Here is an 18,308-nt window from a genome sequence, read left to right as displayed (position 1 = left end):
GGAATCAATGTGAAAGAAATTACATCATCAATGGCAGGAACAGTATTAAATATTATGGTTGGAAGCGGAGACGAGATAACCGCTGGTCAAGATGTATTAATGATTGAATCAATGAAAATGGAAATTCCTATCGAAAGCCAAATAGATGGGAAAGTATCCGCAGTGAAAGTAAACATTGGCGATTTTGTAAATGAAGGAGATGTGTTGTTCGTTCTGGAATAATTCAGATGATTATTAACTTATAAGTCAAGGAGGAGGAGTAGAATGGCAACAGCAAATACTTTAGCGGAAAAACTTAAAGAAAAAAGCCGAGAAATAGAAGCGGGTGGACATTCAAAGTATCATGAAAAATTGCATGAGCAGAACAAATTATTTGTGAGAAAACGGCTTGAACTCCTTTTTGATAATGGGATATATGAAGAGGATGGGAAATTTGCGAATTGTGCAGAAAAGGATTTGCCAGCAGATGGAGTCGTAACGGCTATTGGCAAGATAAATCAGCAAACTGTTTGTGTCATGGCGAATGATTCTACTGTGAAAGCTGGCTCTTGGGGAGCAAGAACGGTAGAGAAAATCATCCGTATTCAAGAAACGGCTGAAAAATTAAAGGTGCCCCTCCTTTATCTAGTGGATTCTGCTGGTGCAAGAATTACAGATCAGCTTGAGATGTTTCCGAACCGACGTGGTGCAGGACGTATTTTCCATAATCAGGTGAAGCTTTCAGGCATGATTCCGCAAATCTGCTTATTATTCGGTCCTTCTGCTGCAGGAGGAGCATACATCCCTGCTTTTTGCGATATTGTGATTATGGTTGATAAGAATGCTTCTATGTATTTAGGTTCACCCAGGATGGCTGAGAAGGTAATTGGTGAAAAAGTTACACTTGAGGAAATGGGTGGGGCAAGAATGCATTGCTCGGTAAGCGGGTGTGGTGACATTCTTGCAACGAATGAAGAAGAAGCAATTAAACTTGCGAAAACCTATCTTACATATTTTCCTGCGAACTTTAAAGAGGTGCCTAAGAAGCATGCTATTGTTCAACCGAAGCAAGGTCGCGATTTGGAGGAAATCATTCCTAAAAATCAGAATGCCCCATTTGATATGTATGAATGTATAGATGCTTTAATTGATGAAGGCAGTTTTTTTGAAATCAAAAAGCTTTTTGCTGCTGAAATAATAACGGGTCTTGCACGGATAGGCGGACGTACGGTGGGGATTATTGCCAATCAGCCGCGTGTGAAAGGCGGAGTGCTCTTTGTTGACTCTGCTGATAAAGCGGCGAAATTTATTCAGCTATGTGACGCATTCCATATTCCATTGCTATTTCTTGCGGACGTGCCAGGCTTTATGATCGGTACAAAAGTTGAAAAGGCGGGAATTATCCGTCATGGAGCAAAACTAATTGCGGCGATGAGTTCTGCAACGGTTCCAAAAATATCTGTAATCGTTAGAAAAGCATATGGAGCAGGATTGTATGCTATGGCAGGTCCTGCGTTTGAACCAGATTGTTGTATTGCATTGCCAACGGCTCAAATAGCGGTAATGGGTCCTGAGGCTGCTGTGAATGCAGTTTATTCAAATAAAATTGAAAAAATAGAGGATCCGAAAGAAAGAATAGCATATATTCAGGAAAAGCAGCGAGAATATAGTGAGCATATTGATATATATAAACTAGCTTCAGAATTAATCATTGATGATATTGTCTCTCCATTTGATTTAAGAAATGTGCTTATACAAAGATTTGATTTATATGAAACGAAGGAATTAAAATTTAGTGTTCGTAAACATCCTGTGTATCCAGTATAATTCTTCTTGGCTCCTTCTTCTTTTATGAGAAGGAGTCTTTTTGTTGTTTCAGTCATTTCTTCAACTTTCTTTCCCATCCTTTTTAATTTTTCTGTTAAAATATGACTAAATACTTAAAAAATAAGAGGTAATTATGAAAATAGGTATTATTGGTGGAGGTTCTATTGGCCTTTTGCTTGCCCATTATTTGATGAAGCATTACGAAGTTCATGTATATGTGCGCTCAAATAAGCAAATGAACAAATTGTTAACAGAAGGTCTTGTTTTTGAAAAGGAAAAAAAAATGATGAATGAAGCGATAAATGTTTCATTATTTTCAGGCTGGAATGCGGAAGAAGAGCTTACGATTATAGCGGTCAAGCAGTACCAGCTCCCTGCAGTCATTGAAAAAATTAAATCAACAAATACGAAGGGGAAATGTACATTCTTGTTTCTTCAAAATGGGATGGGACATTTAAGGCTGCTGAATGAGTTATATGGTCACACGATTGTTGTTGGTACGGTCGAGCATGGTGCAAATAAAATAAAAGATAATCATATTATACATACGGGAGAAGGATTAATTAATCTGGCTCTATATCAAGGTGAGAACGAATCTGAACTAGCAGAATTATTAGCTACTCCAATTGAGAATTTTCCATTTGTTTTGCAAAAGAATTACAATGAAATGCTCCTTCAAAAGCTTATTGTCAATGCAGTTATTAATCCATTAACAGCTGTATTAAATATAAATAATGGCCTGCTCCTAGAGAATCCTCATTATTATTACCTATTCAAGGAGTTTTTTAATGAAGTGAGTACTATTTTGGATTTGATGGACAAGGAGAAAACCTTTCGGCATTTAGAAAATATCTCTAGGAAAACAGCTGAAAACCGGTCATCTATGCTAAAGGATATGGATGAACAACGCCCGACTGAAGTTGATGCGATTCTAGGCTTTGTTCTTAATGAGGCAAGGAAAAAGCAATTGAAGGCTCCATTTTCAGAAAGTTTTTATCATCTGATTAAAGGAAAGGAGTTTGAAAGGGGGAAGAATTAGAATGGGTTCTATTTTTTCAGCAATTATTGCTACTTTTGTGACAATCCCGTTATTAGGTTATTTGCTAGTCTTTATTATTTTTAAGCAAATAACGAAAAAACATCGACGTTCAGTGCATATGGCATTAGACATTACTACATTATTATTTGTCTTTTCTGTTCATCATTTAATATTAACGATCTGGGAACATAATTATTTTTGGCTAATTATTTTATTTATGCTGATCACAGCCATTGTATTTGTCTTTATTTTTTGGAAAATCAAGAAGGAAATAGATTTCTTGCGTGTTTTTCGCGGTTATTGGCGTTTTAATTTTCTCTTATTTTTTATGGCATATATCGTTCTGACGATCATCGGACTTGTTCAAAGTGTGAATACATTCGTTGCTATGCAATAATACCCTTTTTTTAAGAAGCTGTAGTGGTTGATTCATCATTTGAAAATCCAAGACAAACTTTTTTCTTTTCATTACGGACAATGATATACTCTTATGGTAATAATGAGAAATGAAAAAACTCCATTTGAATGAAGAGAGAATGGAATGAAAACTAATGATTAGAAAGGAAGTTCAAAAATGGAGATTCTAAATCTCTCATTACCGGCTACGAACCGGTTTGCAACTGATTATCTGGAACAGACGCCAGAAATTCAGGGCTATTTTCATTATCGATTTAATGATCATTTAGAATATGAAAAAAGATTAACCGAAATACAACAGCGTTCGTACATGAGGAATGAGCTTGCAGCACATATTGAGGAATACATGAATCAATTTCCTACATCTGAAAAGGTTAAAGCGTCAATTGAGAAGTTAAAGGGAAAAAATAGTACGGTCATTATAGGTGGTCAGCAGGCTGGGATATTAACTGGGCCTTTATATACGATACATAAAATTATATCGATCATTGCTCTTGCTAAGCAGAAGGAAGCGGAACTAGGTGTTCCTGTTGTTCCAGTATTTTGGATAGCCGGAGAGGACCATGATTACCAAGAGGTAAATCATGTATTTGTTGAAAGAAACAATAAAATAGAAAAAAAAATTTATCCAGAAAAAGTACATGATAAAAGGATGGTTTCAGCTATATCGTTGAACCATAACCTTTGTTATCAATGGGTAGAAGGGATCATTAAATCATTTGGTGAAACAGCGTATACAAAGGATTTACTACATGTTTTTGAAAAGGCTATTCACGAATCAAAAACCTTTGTAGATTTCTTTGCATGGATCGTTATGCATCTCTTTAAAGATTCCGGTCTATTGATCATTGACTCTGGTGATGAGAAAATCCGGAAACTGGAAAAAGAATTCTTTATTAAGCAAATAAATGATTGTAAGGAAATAACAAAAAAAGTAAAGGCACAGCAAAAAGAGTTGAAATTGAATGGATTTGAACATACGCTTGACATTAGCGACCAAGCAGCAAATCTTTTTTATTATGATCAAGAAAATAATGAAAGAATATTGCTTGATTATGATGATGAAAACAAGCTTTTTATCGGCAAGGGTGGCCAAATTCAATTGACTCTTGAGCAGATCCTTGAATTAGCTGGTGAATTTCCGGAGAGCCTCAGTAATAATGTTGTTACGAGACCATTAATGCAAGAATGGCTTTTTCCTACCCTTTCATTCATTGCCGGACCAGGGGAGATTGCATACTGGGCAGAGCTAAAACAGGCTTTCGAATGGTTTGGTATGAAAATGCCACCGATTGTGCCGCGACTAAACATCACACTATTGGATCGTTCAATTGAAACAGATATGGTTGAACTTGGATTGGATTTACGAGAAACATTAGTGGGTGGTACTGAAAAGAAAAAAAGAGATTTCCTTCAAACTTTAAAGAACGAAAATATTGATGCGCTTTTTGAGAAAATGAAACAAGATTTGCTTATAAAATATGAACAGCTCGAATCCATTGTAACAACGGAAAATAAAGGGCTGCTTCCATTGCTAAAAAAGAATGAAGGAAAAGTAATTGATCAAATCGTGTTTCTGGAAGATAAATTGGAACAGTCTATACAAAGGAAGCATGAAGTGGTTATTAATAAATTTGATAGGGTAGAAAATGCTCTGTGGCCAGCTGGGTCACCACAGGAAAGAATACTAAACAGTTTTTACTTTATTAATCAGCATGGACCGTCCCTTATTGATGATCTTCTAAATTGTCGTTTTACATTTGATGGGACACATAAAATTATTCGGATTTAACGAAAAAAATTTTCATTTCCAATAAAAAATTAAATAAAAATCAACAAAAAAAGACCGCATCTCTTAATAGGTGCGGTCTTTTTTTGTTGAAGGGAAGAAGTGGAGCAAACTACATGCATTCTTTTGTAAGGAAAAGACGAACGAAAATGTGGTGAAATTCTTTGAAATGTAAAGGGGATTTCAACTTTTAATAGAATATAAAAAATATGTGGAGGAAAGTGGGGGAATGTGGTACATTTGAGTAAGAAAGTGGGGTTAGTGGGCATGTTCATGGGTGAATATCATCATAACGTTGATAGCAAAGGCCGATTAATCGTGCCTGTCAAATTCCGTGATAATCTAGGAGATACCTTTATTTTGACGAGAGGCCTAGATCAATGCTTATTTGGCTACCCTAAAGAAGAATGGGCCTTGTTAGAGGAAAAGCTTAAAGGCTTGCCGCTAACGAAAAAGGATGCCCGAGCCTTCACTCGCTTTTTCTTTTCAGGTGCTACTGAATGCGAAATTGATAAACAAGGAAGAATAAATATTGCTTCCCCACTCCAGCAATATGCAAAAATCGAAAAGGAATGTGTCGTTTTAGGTGTATCGAATCGTATTGAAATATGGAGTAAGGGAATTTGGGAAGACTATTTCTCCGATTCAGAGGAATCTTTTTCCGAGATTGCAGAAAATATGATTGGATTCGATATTTAGAATAGTAGAAATTGGATACTCACCGGTTTATCACTATTCTTACCTCCGATCTCTGATAGAAAGGTGGACAACATGTTTAAACATACAACAGTGTTATTAGAGGAAACAGTCGATGGTCTGAACATTCATCCTGACGGAATCTATGTGGATTGTACGCTAGGAGGGGCAGGGCATAGTGAGTTAATTTTGTCTAGACTCTCAGATAAAGGAAAGCTTTATGCTTTTGATCAGGATGATACAGCAATCGCGCATGCAAAAGAAAAGTTAGAAAAATATGGTGATCGAATAACAATTATTAAGAGTAATTTTCAGTATCTTCAAGAGGAATTAGAACATCTAGGAGTAAAACAGGTTGATGGGGTTTTATATGATTTAGGTGTCTCTTCTCCGCAATTAGATACTCCAGAACGAGGGTTCAGTTATCATAACGATGCGCCTCTAGATATGAGAATGGATACGGAAGCAAAGGTTTCGGCCTATGATGTTGTCAATCAGTGGAGTTATTCAGATTTAGTAAAAATCTTCTTTAAATACGGAGAAGAGAAATTTTCGAAGCAAATTGCGAGGAAAATTGAAACGGCAAGGGAAGCAGCTCCAATTGAAACAACAGGAGAGCTAGTTGAAATCATTAAAGAAGCTATCCCGGCACCTGCCAGAAGAAAGGGCGGGCATCCAGCAAAGCGGGTATTTCAAGCAATTAGAATTGCTGTTAATGATGAATTAGGTGTTTTCGAAAGATCATTGGAGCAGGCGATTGACATACTGAAACCAGGTGGAAGAATTAGTGTAATCACCTTTCATTCACTTGAGGATAGAATTTGTAAGGCTGCGTTTAAGAAGGCGAGTGAGACACCTAATCTGCCGCCAGGTTTGCCAGTCATTCCCGATGAATATAAGCCAATTTTAAAACTAATCACAAGAAAACCTACTCTTCCATCTGAAGAAGAGCTTCTGCATAATAATCGTGCAAGATCAGCTAAACTGCGTGTCGCTGAAAAACTATGAGATGAAAGAAAAACAAAATGAAGCAGGAGGGAAATTATGGGTAACTTAGCGCGAAAGCTCCAACAAGAACAGCATCATGAGCAGCATAAACAAATGGTAAAGGCACCAAAAAAAGTAAAGGTAAGAAGTCCATGGCTATCTCCTGGCGAAAAGATTTTAGGAATTATTTTTACAGGGATTGTTTGTTTTGGCGCTATACACATCGTTTCAAATCAAGCGGTTATATATGGAGTAAATAAAGAGGTACAGGATACTAAAAAGATGATTCAAGAGCAACAAAAAGTGAATGTTGATCTTCAAATGCAGGTAGGCGAACTAAGTACATACGAACGTATTTGGGCAAAAGCAAAAGAATTAGGTCTTAAATTAAACGAAAATAATGTTAAGGTTGTGCAAGATTAATGATTAAAAAACAGCCGAATATTAATTTTGGAGCAGCGATATTATTTGTAATATTTGGTCTGCTCTTTTTTGTCTTACTGTATCGTTTTATTTCAATCCAGATAACTGGAGAGGCCGGGGGAGAAATACTAGCAGTAAAAGCTCAGCAAAAATATGAAAAGGAAAGAACAATCGAAGCAAAGCGTGGAACGATCTACGACCGAAACGGGGAAGTCATTGCAACCGATACAAATTCATACAAACTAATAGCTATTTTGGATGAGAGTATGACAACGAATAAAAAAAATCCCCAGCATGTTGTTAATCCGGATAAAACAGCAAGAGAGCTTGCAAAAGTAATTGATATGAAAGAATCAGAGATTTATAGACTTTTAACTCAACTTAATCCAAAAACGGGTGAAAAGCCGTTTCAAGTCGAGTTTGGCAAAGCTGGAAGAGATCTATCCAATCAAAAGAAAAGGGAAATTGAAGAATTGAAGCTTCCGGGTATCACTTTTATAAAAGATACAAAACGTTTTTATCCTAATGGTGTTTTTGCTTCCCATTTAGTTGGATATGTGGAGAAGAAGGAAACGGAAGATAATAAAACGGAATCAGTCGGTATGTTGGGAATTGAACAAAGCTTGAATGATGTGCTTACTGGGAAAAACGGAAAAGTAAACTATGAGAGTGATATTTGGGGATATTTATTAGCAGACAGCAAGGAAAAAGTAACACCTGCTGTGGATGGAAAGGATATTTATTTAACACTCGATAAGAAAATCCAAACATTCCTTGAAGATTCAATGAGTAAAGTGAATGAAAAATATAAGCCTAAAAAGATGATTGCCATTGTTGCAGACCCGAAAACAGGGGAAATTCTTGCGATGTCACAAAGACCTTCTTTTCATCCGAAGACGAAGGAAGGAATTTCTGAGACATGGCATAACGAGGCAGTAGAGAACTCCTTTGAACCTGGTTCAACAATGAAAATTTTCACTTTAGCTGCGGCAATTGAAGAAGGGGTCTTTAATCCGAATGATTTATATAAATCGGGCCAATATGCTGTGGATCCAAAATCGAGACCTGTCGGTGACCATAATAAAGGACAAGGTTGGGGAACAATATCGTACTATGAAGGTGTTCTTCGTTCATCAAACGTTGCCTTTGCAAAAATTGTAAAAGAAAAGCTAGGATATGAGAAGTTCAGAGACTATCTTTCTAAATTTAAATTGGATCAACCTACTGGCATTGAATTGCCAAATGAGGCTGCAGGGAAAATTCAATATGAATGGCCGCGGGATAAAGCAACAACAGGCTTCGGTCAAGCATCAACCATCACTCCTATTCAGCAGGTTCAAGCGGCAACAGCTGTCGCAAATGATGGAAAGATGATGAAGCCCCATATCATTAGTAAAATTGTTGATCCAAATAAGAAAGATTCCGTAGAAAAAACAGAACCAGAAGTAGCAGGCAATCCAATTTCTGCTAAAACCGCAGATGAAGTAAGGAAAATCTTAGAGGATGTTGTGTCTTCTCCAAAGGGGACTGGCTATAAACTATTTAATATTGAAGGCTATGAAGTGGCAGGAAAAACAGGTACCGCACAAATTCCGAAACCAGGAGGAGGATATTTAACTGGACGTCAAAATCTTTTCTTTTCTTTTTTAGGAATGGCTCCGACCGATGATCCAAAATTAATCGTGTATGTAGCAGTCGAGCGGCCGCAAATTGATATTCATACGAGTGGTGCCCAACCAGTTGCTGATATATTTAAACCAGTTATGAAGAGCAGTCTCCAATATTTAAATATCGAGCCGGAGGAACAGGCGAAAGTTCAATACGATATAATTCCAAGTGTGATTGGGGCATCTACTGAGGAAGCGAAAAATAACCTAAGTAAGAAAGGTGTAAACCCCATTGTAATGGGCAAAGGGAAAAAGGTTATCGATCAACTCCCTGCAAAAAATACAAAACTGATGGCAGGGGAAAATGTTGTTCTATTAACAGATAAGGAGCAAACAATCCCAGATATGACAGGCTGGTCATTAAGGGACGTCATGAAGGTTGCTAAATTAGGCAATCTGGAATTAAACTCTGTTGGTAATGGGTATGTTGTAAAGCAAAATTTAAAACCAGGATCTACATTTAAAAAGGGCGACTACCTAATTGTTGAGTTGGAACTCCCGAGTAAGAAATACACGAAAAGTGAAGATGAAGAGGCCGTAGGAAATGAAACTGAAATAGAATCGGAAGAAGAAAACATGGAAGTTCAAGATTAAATATTCTATTCAAAAAGGTACAAGCATATATTGGAACGAGCCATAATCTAAGGAGGTTCGTTCTTGCATGCGTGTATCCAATGTAACAGTAAGAAAACGGTTGATGATCGCATTAGTAGTTGGTATTCTTGTCTTTTTTATTATTGATCTGCGTCTTGGGTACGTACAGTTTTTTTTAAGCACGGCTTTAACTGATGGAGCAAAGGAATTATGGAGCAGAGATATTCCTTTCGAGCCGGAAAGAGGAGAAATAGTGGATCGAAATGGTGTGCCGCTTGCTACAAATGTGAGTGCACCCACGATATATGTTGTACCAAGACAAGTAAAGAATCCAAAAGATACAGCTGGGAAATTGGCTTCTATTTTAAATGCTTCGAAAGAAAAAATTCATGCTGATATTACAAAGAATGAAGTGTATGTAAGGATATCCGGAGGAAGAAAAATTTCTCACGAGAAAGCAAAGGAAATCAGGGCATTGAATTTAGAGGGAGTTTACATTGGGGAGGATTCTAAACGCCATTATCCCTTTGGGGATTATTTATCACATGTGCTTGGCTTTGCGGGTATTGATAATCAAGGACTTATGGGACTGGAGCTTTATTACGATAAGGAACTGAAGGGAAAGAAAGGTTCTGTGCAGTTTTATGCGAATGCCAAGGGAGAGCGAATGAATGATATGGCGGATGATTATCAGCCACCTGTCGATGGATTAGATTTACGATTGACAATTGATTCCAAAGTTCAGACGATAATGGAACGGGAGTTAGATATAGCTGAAACGACCTATAATCCAGATGGTATTATCGCAATCGCGATGAACCCCAATAATGGGGAGATTGTAGGTATGGCAAGTAGACCGGGGTTTGATCCTGCTAATTTTAGGGATGTTTCCCCAGATATATTTAATCGGAATCTGCCAATCTGGAGTACGTATGAACCAGGATCGACCTTTAAAATTATAACCTTAGCTGCTGCTTTAGAAGAAGGAAAGGTAGACTTAGAAAAAGATCATTTTCATGATCCTGGCTTTGTAAAAGTCGGTGGTGCACGCTTAAGGTGCTGGAAGAAAGGCGGGCATGGAAGCCAGTCATTTCTTGAAGTGGTACAAAATTCCTGTAACCCTGGTTTTGTTGAACTTGGGGAACGGTTAGGAAAAGAAAAGCTGTTTAAATATATTAAGGATTTTGGTTTTGGCGAAAAAACAGGGATTGATCTTCAAGGAGAGGGGACGGGAATTCTTTTTAATCTTGAAAACGTAGGTCCTGTCGAACAGGCAACAACAGCCTTCGGCCAAGGGGTTTCTGTCACTCCGATTCAACAAGTAGCTGCTGTGTCTGCAGCAATAAACGGCGGTACCTTGTATACACCGTATGTAGCAAAAGAACTGATTGATCCTAAAACAGGAGAAATTGTAATGAGAAAAACACCGACCGCGAAAAGAACAGTAATTTCCAAAGATACTTCAGATAAAATAAGATACGCATTAGAAAGTGTAGTTGCTCAAGGAACTGGGGGAAATGCATTTATTGAAGGTTATCGGGTGGGAGGAAAAACTGGAACTGCACAAAAAGCGAAAGATGGAAGATATTTAGAAAACAATCATATTGTTTCTTTTATAGGCTTTGCCCCTGCTGATGACCCTGAGCTTGTTGTGTATGTAGCTGTTGATAATCCAAAAGGAACCATGCAATTCGGCGGGGTAGTTGCTGCACCAATAGTTGGAAATATTATGGGGGATAGTTTAAGGGCAATGGGTGTAGAGCCACGAAAAGATCAATTGCCCAAAAAGTACAAATGGTCTGACGTTCCTATGATTGAAGTGCCTGATTTAGTTGGAATAACAAAACAAGAGTTGGGTGAATTATTTATCAATTTAAAAATCGATGCAAGCGGAACAGGTAATAAAGTAGTAAAACAGACTCCAGAAGCTGGCATAAAATTAAAAGAAGGTTCAACCATTCGACTTTATTTTGATGAGGAATAAATTTATCATAGCGGCGGTGTCATTGCCGCCCATATTTCCATTTTCTTTTCCAGCTATAAACAAATAGCTAAATGGCTAGATTTCATGTAAAATGAAAATCGCGATGATTGTGGGGTTGGTTGAAATGAAATTACATACGCTTATCTCTTATTTGCAGCCATATAAGATTTACAGCGGAGATAACCCGAACATCTCTTCAATAGAAAACGACAGTCGAAATATCCAGAAAGGCAGCCTGTTTATTTGTATTAAAGGATTTAATGTTGACGGGCATGACTTTGCTGCACGAGCAGTTGAAAAGGGAGCTGCTGCAATCATTGCTGAAAAAGAGTTGGATCTTTCGGTTCCTGTCATTGTTGTCCCTAATTCCAAACGAGCAATGGCGGTATTAGCTGATGCATATTTTAGACAGCCAAGCAGGAAGCTTCATTTAATAGGTATTACTGGTACAAACGGAAAAACAACCATTAGTCATTTAATTGAAAAGATCATTTCTGACTCTGGTAAAAAGACTGGGTTAATTGGGACCATGTATACTAAAATTGGTAGAAAAGAATATGAAGTGAAAAATACGACACCAGATAGTTTAACCCTGCAGAAAATTTTTAATCAAATGGTGAACGAAGGTGTAAACTCTACAGTGATGGAGGTATCTTCTCATGCTCTTGATGAGGGGCGGGTTCATGGGTGTGACTTTAATATTGCAGTCTTTTCCAATTTAACCCAGGATCATCTTGATTACCATAAAACAATGGAAGCCTATAAAAATGCAAAAGGGCTGCTATTTTCTCAGCTTGGCAGTTGTTTTCAGCATTATCCTCCTAAGTATGCGATATTAAATAATGATGATGAAGCGACTGGATCATATATAAGGTCAACTGCAGCACATATATTAACCTATGGAATTGATAGGAAGTCCGATCTTCAGGCGAAAAATATTCAAATGACTTCAACTGGAACAACCTTTGAATTAATTAGCCCATTCGGGATACATATTGTATCAATGCAATTGATCGGGAAGTTCAGTGTATACAATGTGCTTGCAAGTATTGGTGCAGGTATTGCAACTGGGATACCTATTGAGCAAATCATTCAATCAATCAATGACGTACATGGAGTTTCAGGCCGTTTTGAAACGGTAGATGCGGGTCAGGACTTTTCAGTTATTGTCGATTATTCACATACACCAGACAGTTTAAAGAATGCCCTAACTACAGTAAAGCAGTTCGCGAAGAAAAGGGTATTCTGCATTATTGGCTGTGGAGGGGATAGAGATCGTTCAAAACGCCCACTTATGGCTGAAATTGCTTGCCGCTTTAGCTCGGATCCGATTTTTACATCCGATAACCCAAGAAGCGAAGACCCAAAACAAATCTTATTAGATATGGAAGAAGGAGTCCAGGGATATCAATACAAGATAATTATTGATCGGAAGGAAGCTATACATTACGCTGTCAAAGCGGCAAATGCAGGGGATGTTATTCTAATTGCTGGGAAGGGACATGAAACGTATCAATTAATTGGACATCAAAACCTTCATTTTGATGACCGAGAAGTAGCAAAAGAGGCGATAGAGGGGCGATAACATGTTTTTAACGTATGGTGAATTAGCGAAACTGTTTCCAAATAAATATGGGATACAGGATTATGAGCTGTATTTTCATACGGTCGCTTCAAATTCTGCTGTATTGCAGCCGAAGGGATTATTTATTCCTTTTGAGGAAGGATCAGGGAAGTTGAGTCAGGCGATAGAAAATGGAGCAATTGCTGCATTGTGGGATGAGAGAGAAAGCATCCCTTCCTATACTCCTAATCATTTCCCAATTTTTATTACAAATGACTTATTGAAAGGCTTAAAGGACATGATGGAACTATATATAGAAAATATTAGCAATATGAATCAAACACGAGACGAAGTGACGAATTTTCTTTTTTTAGATGAAGTACGTCTGAAAGAAACCGAATCAACATATGATATTGCTGTAATGGCAGAAAAAATACTGACTGTTAGGGAAAAGCTCCAGATCGGAAAGGAGGGAGCGAAATGATGGAGAAGGTTATTATTTTCACAATTATAATGGGCTTTTTAATATCAGCATTGCTTTCTCCGCTTTTTATTCCCTTCTTACGGAGGTTAAAGTTCGGGCAAAGTATTCGGGAGGAAGGTCCACAGTCACATCTGAAAAAATCAGGAACGCCAACGATGGGGGGAATCGTGATCCTTCTCTCTATTACAATTACAACCATAGTTATGACTAGTAAATTCTCTGAGCCAACAATGAAAATTTATTTACTTTTGCTAGTAACACTTGGATTTGGCTTACTCGGGTTTTTAGATGATTTTATTAAAGTAGTTATGAAAAGAAACTTAGGATTGACTTCTTTACAAAAATTGCTCGGACAAATCGTCATATCTGTAATTTTTTACCTTATCCTAAGACAAAATGAGTTTTCAACGGCCATTCATATCCCATTAACGGATTATTCTTTTGATTTAGGATGGTTTTATGTATTCTTTATTATATTCTGGCTTGTTGGCTTTTCAAATGCAGTTAATCTTACCGATGGCTTAGATGGTCTTCTTTCAGGGACTGCAGCAATCGCTTTTGGAGCGTTTGCTGTTTTGGCATGGAGTTTATCTCAGTTTGAAATATCGATCTTTTCTGTTGCAGTTTCTGGCGCTGTTCTTGGCTTTCTAGTTTTTAATGCTCATCCGGCCAAGGTCTTTATGGGAGATACTGGCTCGCTTGCTTTAGGTGGAGCAATTGCTGCGGTTGCGATTTTAACAAAGTTGGAAATCATATTAATAATAATCGGCGGCGTATTTGTCATTGAAACGCTTTCAGTTATTCTTCAGGTTATTTCTTTTAAAACAACGGGAAGAAGAATATTTCGCATGAGTCCGTTACACCATCACTATGAGTTAGTAGGCTGGTCAGAGTGGCGTGTAGTTGTTACATTTTGGACAGTTGGTGTACTTTGTGCAATTCTTGGAATTTATATCGAGGTGTGGATGTAATTGAAACAGATTAATCACTATCTTCATAGAAAAGTACTAGTCCTTGGGCTAGCAAAGAGTGGGGTTGCTGCAGCCTCACTATTACATAAACTTGGTGCATTTGTAACCGTAAACGATTTTAAGCCGCTGTCTGAAAATGTAGAAGCTCAAGAGCTACTTGAACAGGGAATTACGGTAATTTGCGGCGAACACCCAGTAGAATTACTTGACGAAGGCTTTCAGCTTGTAGTTAAAAATCCAGGAATTCCTTATCATAATCCAATGATACAAAGGGCGATTGAGTTAGGAATCCCAGTCATAACTGAGGTGGAGCTTGCATACCAAATTTCAGATGCACCATTTGTGGCAATCACTGGAACAAACGGGAAGACAACGACTACTACCCTTGTTTTTGACATGCTTAAGCAAGGTGGAAAGCTCCCTCTTATTGCTGGCAATATTGGAACAGTTGCTTCATCTGTTGCACAGGAAGCAACGTCTGAAAACACGATTGTTATCGAGCTTTCTTCATTTCAGCTAATGGGCATTGAAACATTTAATCCAAGGATTGCTATATTAACCAATCTTTATGATGCACATCTCGATTATCATGGGACAAGAAAAGAATACGTAAGAGCAAAAGCAAATATTACTAAAAATCAGACTTCTAGTGAATTTTTTATCGTAAACGCTGAGCAAGAGGAAACGATGACTGTTGCGAAAAAGTCTAATGCCCGAATCATTCCTTTCTCTTCAAAAAGAATATTGGCGGAAGGGGCTTTTATTAGGGATGGCTGGATCTATTTTAATGATGAACAAGTGGTAGAAACAAAAGATATTCGTTTACCAGGGGCACATAATCTAGAAAATATTTTATCTGCTATCGCGGCTGCTAAGCTTTCAGGTGTTGAGAATGATGCAATTTTAAGAGTCTTAAAAACGTTCTCTGGGGTGAAGCATCGCTTGCAATTTATTTGTGAATTTAAGGAAAGAAAGTTCTATAATGATTCAAAGGCGACGAATATTCTTGCAACGCAAAATGCAATAACTGCCTTCAATGAGCCAGTTATTCTACTTGCTGGTGGATTGGATCGAGGAAATGATTTTGATGAGCTCGCTCCATTTTTAAAGAATGTAAAATCGGTTGTTACATTCGGACAAACAGCGGAAAAAATCGAACGTGTAGCTGAAAGTGCAGGAATAAAAACAATTAAGCGTGTCGATAATGTGGAAAAAGCCGTACCCTTAGCTTACCAGCTATCTGAACCTGGAGATGTGATTCTCTTATCACCCGCTTGTGCCAGCTGGGATCAATATAAAACTTTTGAGGTTAGGGGAGACATTTTTATACAAGCGGTGCATATGCTTAAGTGAGGGCTTGGACACGATTTCTGATAAACACACCATGGTAGTCATCCTATTCGCTTGTATGCGAGTTAAAGCTTTCGTTACAAAGCCCTAAAACTTGCATTCGAGGTGTTTTAGTTGCCAACAAAAAGAACGACTCCCGATTTAATCTTAATAATCGTTACACTAACATTGCTTGCTGTAGGGCTAACAATGGTATACAGTGCGAGTGCTGTATGGGCAGAGTATAAATTTAATGATTCCTTTTTCTTCGCAAAAAGACAGATGCTTTTTGCTGCGGTTGGCATTGCAGCCATGTTTTTCATTATGAACATTGACTACTGGACTTGGCGAACTTGGGCTAAGGTAATTATTATTATCTGTTTTATTTTATTAATCATCGTATTAATCCCAGGGATTGGTAATGAAAGAAATGGATCTAGGAGCTGGATAGGTGTAGGCGCCTTTTCAATTCAGCCCTCCGAATTTATGAAGCTAGCGATGATTTCTTTTTTAGCAAAATTTTTATCTGAAAAGCAGAAACTAATTACTTCATTTAATAAAGGGTTAGTTCCTTCGTTAGGATTAGTATTTTTAGCTTTTGGGCTAATTATGCTTCAGCCAGACTTAGGGACTGGAACTGTAATGGTGGGCACTTGTATAGTTATGATCTTCATTGCTGGTGCAAGAATACGCCATTTCGTCATTTTAGGACTCATTGGTCTAGCTGGATTTGTAGGTCTCGTGCTTTCAGCTCCTTATCGGATGAAACGGATTACTTCTTTCTTAGATCCGTGGGAAGATCCGTTAGGAAGCGGCTTTCAAATCATTCAATCCCTGTATGCGATTGGTCCTGGAGGATTATTTGGATTAGGTCTTGGACAAAGTAGACAGAAATTCTTTTACCTGCCTGAGCCGCAAACAGATTTTATTTTCGCCATACTGTCAGAGGAACTTGGGTTTATTGGAGGTTCTTTCGTCATTATATTGTTTGCTTTGCTGTTATGGAGGGGGATTAGGATTGCTCTTGGAGCACCAGATTTATACGGCAGCTTTCTTGCAGTAGGTATCGTGGCTATGGTGGCCATTCAGGTTATGATTAACATTGGGGTTGTAACGGGATTAATGCCGGTTACTGGTATTACACTTCCGTTTTTAAGTTATGGAGGCTCTTCATTAACTCTTATGCTAATGGCTATCGGTGTGTTGTTAAACATTAGCCGTTACTCAAAATTCTAAGACCTGACCCTGCACAGCAGGGTTTCTTTTTATTTCATTTTTTATATAAAAGAAATAAAGTAGGATGATTTACCCAATATTTATTACATTTGCATATCAAAACGGTTTCTGTTTTTAATCGTACGTTTTTATATAGTAGAATAGTGGAAAGTGGAGGAACCGTTTTATATATTAATAAACTCGACTTTTGAGGTGAAAAGATGAAGATTGTTATTAGCGGCGGCGGAACGGGTGGACATATATACCCGGCACTAGCGCTTATTCGGGAAATACAAAAAGAAGAAAAAGACGTGGAGTTTTTATATATTGGTACTGAAAAAGGTTTAGAGAGTACGATCGTTCCAAGAGAAAATATTCCTTTTCAATCGATACATATAACGGGCTTTAAGAGAAAGCTATCATTTGAGAACATTAAAACTGTGCTCAGGTTTTTAAAAGGGGTGCGTGAGAGTAAGAGGATGCTAAAGGAGTTCAATGCAGATGTTGTTATTGGTACAGGGGGCTATGTATGCGGTCCTGTCGTATATGCCGCTGCAAAGCTAGGCATACCAACAATTATTCATGAGCAAAACAGTATCCCGGGCTTAACAAATAAATTTCTAAGCAAATATGTTGACCGTGTGGCAGTTTGTTTTGAAGAAGCCAAGCAGTATTTTCCTAAAGAAAAAGTGGTCTTAACAGGAAATCCGCGTGCATCTGAGGTTCTTGGGAAGGATGGAATAAGGGGAAGACTTTCAGTTGGTTTAAAGACCAATGTCCCGCTCGTATTAATTGTAGGCGGAAGTAGGGGAGCAAAACCAATCAATGAAGCAGTCCTGAAATCTCTTACTGAACTTGGCGAAAAACCATATCAGATTTTATATGTAACTGGGGAAGTTCATTATGAAGAGGTAAAGAAGGAAGTTGAATTAATCGGAAATCCTAAAAATGTTATGATTAAACCGTTTGTACATAATATGCCTGAGGTTCTTGCTGGAACGGATTTAACTGTTGCAAGGTCAGGGGCAACAACACTTGCTGAATTAACTTCACTGGGGATACCGAGTATTTTAATTCCAAGTCCATATGTAACGAATAATCATCAAGAAAAAAATGCAAGGGCATTGAGTGATCATGGAGCAGCAGTCCTCCTATTAGAACAAGAGTTAACAAGCAAAAAGCTTGTTGAAGGGATGGATCAAATATTAATGGATGATCAGAAATTAAAGGAAATGAAAAAATCTGCAAAAAAACTTGGTATACCAGATGCGGCAAGAAGACTTTATCAATTAATGGAAGAACTTGTAAGAGTTTAATGGATGATGCCTTTACTTACGAAGGCT

16 protein-coding genes are annotated in these 18,308 nt (G+C 37.8%); all 16 read left to right on the top strand.

The features are described from left to right. The first annotated feature begins 9 nt into the window (after positions 1-9). The 16 genes from RUH74_RS03065 (at position 10) to murG (ending at position 18,281) form a co-directional block, all read left to right on the top strand. Complete coding sequence (locus RUH74_RS03065) at positions 10-222, top strand: biotin/lipoyl-containing protein (protein ID WP_313798775.1); 213 nt, start codon at positions 10-12, stop codon at positions 220-222. Positions 223-264: 42 nt separating this feature from the next. Beyond that, entirely contained in the window at positions 265-1,806 is a 1,542-nt protein-coding gene (locus RUH74_RS03060; RefSeq protein WP_313798774.1) for an acyl-CoA carboxylase subunit beta, read from the top strand. A 133-nt stretch (positions 1,807-1,939) separates the two neighbouring features. Then, positions 1,940-2,845 (top strand): 2-dehydropantoate 2-reductase, encoded by a 906-nt coding sequence (locus RUH74_RS03055; RefSeq protein WP_313798773.1) that lies wholly within the window; start codon positions 1,940-1,942, stop codon positions 2,843-2,845. A 1-nt stretch (position 2,846) separates the two neighbouring features. Beyond that, positions 2,847-3,242 (top strand): DUF3397 domain-containing protein, encoded by a 396-nt coding sequence (locus tag RUH74_RS03050; protein ID WP_313798772.1) that lies wholly within the window; start codon positions 2,847-2,849, stop codon positions 3,240-3,242. A 177-nt stretch (positions 3,243-3,419) separates the two neighbouring features. Further along, entirely contained in the window at positions 3,420-5,054 is a 1,635-nt protein-coding gene (gene bshC, locus RUH74_RS03045) for a bacillithiol biosynthesis cysteine-adding enzyme BshC (RefSeq protein ID WP_313798771.1), read from the top strand. Positions 5,055-5,318: 264 nt separating this feature from the next. Beyond that, positions 5,319-5,750 (top strand): division/cell wall cluster transcriptional repressor MraZ, encoded by a 432-nt coding sequence (mraZ, locus tag RUH74_RS03040; protein ID WP_313798840.1) that lies wholly within the window; start codon positions 5,319-5,321, stop codon positions 5,748-5,750. 72 nt (positions 5,751-5,822) lie between these two features. Further along, the gene (gene rsmH / locus RUH74_RS03035) at positions 5,823-6,755 is read left to right on the top strand and encodes a 16S rRNA (cytosine(1402)-N(4))-methyltransferase RsmH (RefSeq protein WP_313798770.1); all 933 of its coding nucleotides are present in this window, start codon (positions 5,823-5,825) and stop codon (positions 6,753-6,755) included. 36 nt (positions 6,756-6,791) lie between these two features. Next, entirely contained in the window at positions 6,792-7,157 is a 366-nt protein-coding gene (ftsL, locus tag RUH74_RS03030; RefSeq protein ID WP_313798769.1) for a cell division protein FtsL, read from the top strand. Beyond that, positions 7,157-9,418, top strand: a complete 2,262-nt coding sequence (locus RUH74_RS03025; protein ID WP_313798768.1) for a penicillin-binding protein — start codon at positions 7,157-7,159, stop codon at positions 9,416-9,418. Before ftsL ends, RUH74_RS03025 begins: the two co-directional genes overlap by 1 nt. A 67-nt stretch (positions 9,419-9,485) precedes the next feature. Further along, complete coding sequence (locus tag RUH74_RS03020) at positions 9,486-11,402, top strand: stage V sporulation protein D (RefSeq protein WP_313798767.1); 1,917 nt, start codon at positions 9,486-9,488, stop codon at positions 11,400-11,402. 124 nt (positions 11,403-11,526) lie between these two features. Then, complete coding sequence (locus RUH74_RS03015; protein WP_313798766.1) at positions 11,527-12,987, top strand: UDP-N-acetylmuramoyl-L-alanyl-D-glutamate--2,6-diaminopimelate ligase; 1,461 nt, start codon at positions 11,527-11,529, stop codon at positions 12,985-12,987. Between the two features lies 1 nt (position 12,988). Beyond that, positions 12,989-13,450 (top strand): hypothetical protein, encoded by a 462-nt coding sequence (locus RUH74_RS03010; RefSeq protein ID WP_313798765.1) that lies wholly within the window; start codon positions 12,989-12,991, stop codon positions 13,448-13,450. Then, complete coding sequence (gene mraY, locus RUH74_RS03005) at positions 13,447-14,421, top strand: phospho-N-acetylmuramoyl-pentapeptide-transferase (protein WP_313798764.1); 975 nt, start codon at positions 13,447-13,449, stop codon at positions 14,419-14,421. The genes RUH74_RS03010 and mraY overlap by 4 nt, the downstream gene beginning before the upstream one ends. After that, positions 14,422-15,774: a UDP-N-acetylmuramoyl-L-alanine--D-glutamate ligase gene (gene murD, locus RUH74_RS03000; protein ID WP_313798763.1), complete on the top strand. Its 1,353-nt coding sequence runs from the start codon at positions 14,422-14,424 to the stop codon at positions 15,772-15,774. It begins immediately after the preceding gene. 111 nt (positions 15,775-15,885) lie between these two features. Further along, complete coding sequence (gene spoVE / locus RUH74_RS02995) at positions 15,886-16,986, top strand: stage V sporulation protein E (RefSeq protein WP_313798762.1); 1,101 nt, start codon at positions 15,886-15,888, stop codon at positions 16,984-16,986. 200 nt (positions 16,987-17,186) lie between these two features. Then, entirely contained in the window at positions 17,187-18,281 is a 1,095-nt protein-coding gene (murG, locus tag RUH74_RS02990; protein ID WP_313798761.1) for an undecaprenyldiphospho-muramoylpentapeptide beta-N-acetylglucosaminyltransferase, read from the top strand. Positions 18,282-18,308 lie beyond the last annotated feature (27 nt).

The organism is Cytobacillus sp. (genome assembly GCF_032154635.1).
In the GTDB taxonomy this organism is placed as follows: Bacteria; Bacillota; Bacilli; order Bacillales; family Cytobacillaceae; genus Cytobacillus.
This window is presented reverse-complemented; position numbering and strand designations above follow the sequence as displayed.

What these genes read in the sequence shown, in the direction of transcription:
- RUH74_RS03060 (WP_313798774.1), top strand. Translation starts at nt 265, where the DNA reads ATGGCAACAGCAAATACTTTAGCGGAAAAACTTAAAGAAAAAAGCCGA.
- RUH74_RS03055 (WP_313798773.1), top strand. Translation starts at nt 1,940, where the DNA reads ATGAAAATAGGTATTATTGGTGGAGGTTCTATTGGCCTTTTGCTTGCC.
- RUH74_RS03050 (WP_313798772.1), top strand. Translation starts at nt 2,847, where the DNA reads ATGGGTTCTATTTTTTCAGCAATTATTGCTACTTTTGTGACAATCCCG.
- bshC (WP_313798771.1), top strand. Translation starts at nt 3,420, where the DNA reads ATGGAGATTCTAAATCTCTCATTACCGGCTACGAACCGGTTTGCAACT.
- mraZ (WP_313798840.1), top strand. Translation starts at nt 5,319, where the DNA reads ATGTTCATGGGTGAATATCATCATAACGTTGATAGCAAAGGCCGATTA.
- rsmH (WP_313798770.1), top strand. Translation starts at nt 5,823, where the DNA reads ATGTTTAAACATACAACAGTGTTATTAGAGGAAACAGTCGATGGTCTG.
- ftsL (WP_313798769.1), top strand. Translation starts at nt 6,792, where the DNA reads ATGGGTAACTTAGCGCGAAAGCTCCAACAAGAACAGCATCATGAGCAG.
- RUH74_RS03025 (WP_313798768.1), top strand. Translation starts at nt 7,157, where the DNA reads ATGATTAAAAAACAGCCGAATATTAATTTTGGAGCAGCGATATTATTT.
- RUH74_RS03020 (WP_313798767.1), top strand. Translation starts at nt 9,486, where the DNA reads ATGCGTGTATCCAATGTAACAGTAAGAAAACGGTTGATGATCGCATTA.
- RUH74_RS03015 (WP_313798766.1), top strand. Translation starts at nt 11,527, where the DNA reads ATGAAATTACATACGCTTATCTCTTATTTGCAGCCATATAAGATTTAC.
- RUH74_RS03010 (WP_313798765.1), top strand. Translation starts at nt 12,989, where the DNA reads ATGTTTTTAACGTATGGTGAATTAGCGAAACTGTTTCCAAATAAATAT.
- mraY (WP_313798764.1), top strand. Translation starts at nt 13,447, where the DNA reads ATGATGGAGAAGGTTATTATTTTCACAATTATAATGGGCTTTTTAATA.
- murG (WP_313798761.1), top strand. Translation starts at nt 17,187, where the DNA reads ATGAAGATTGTTATTAGCGGCGGCGGAACGGGTGGACATATATACCCG.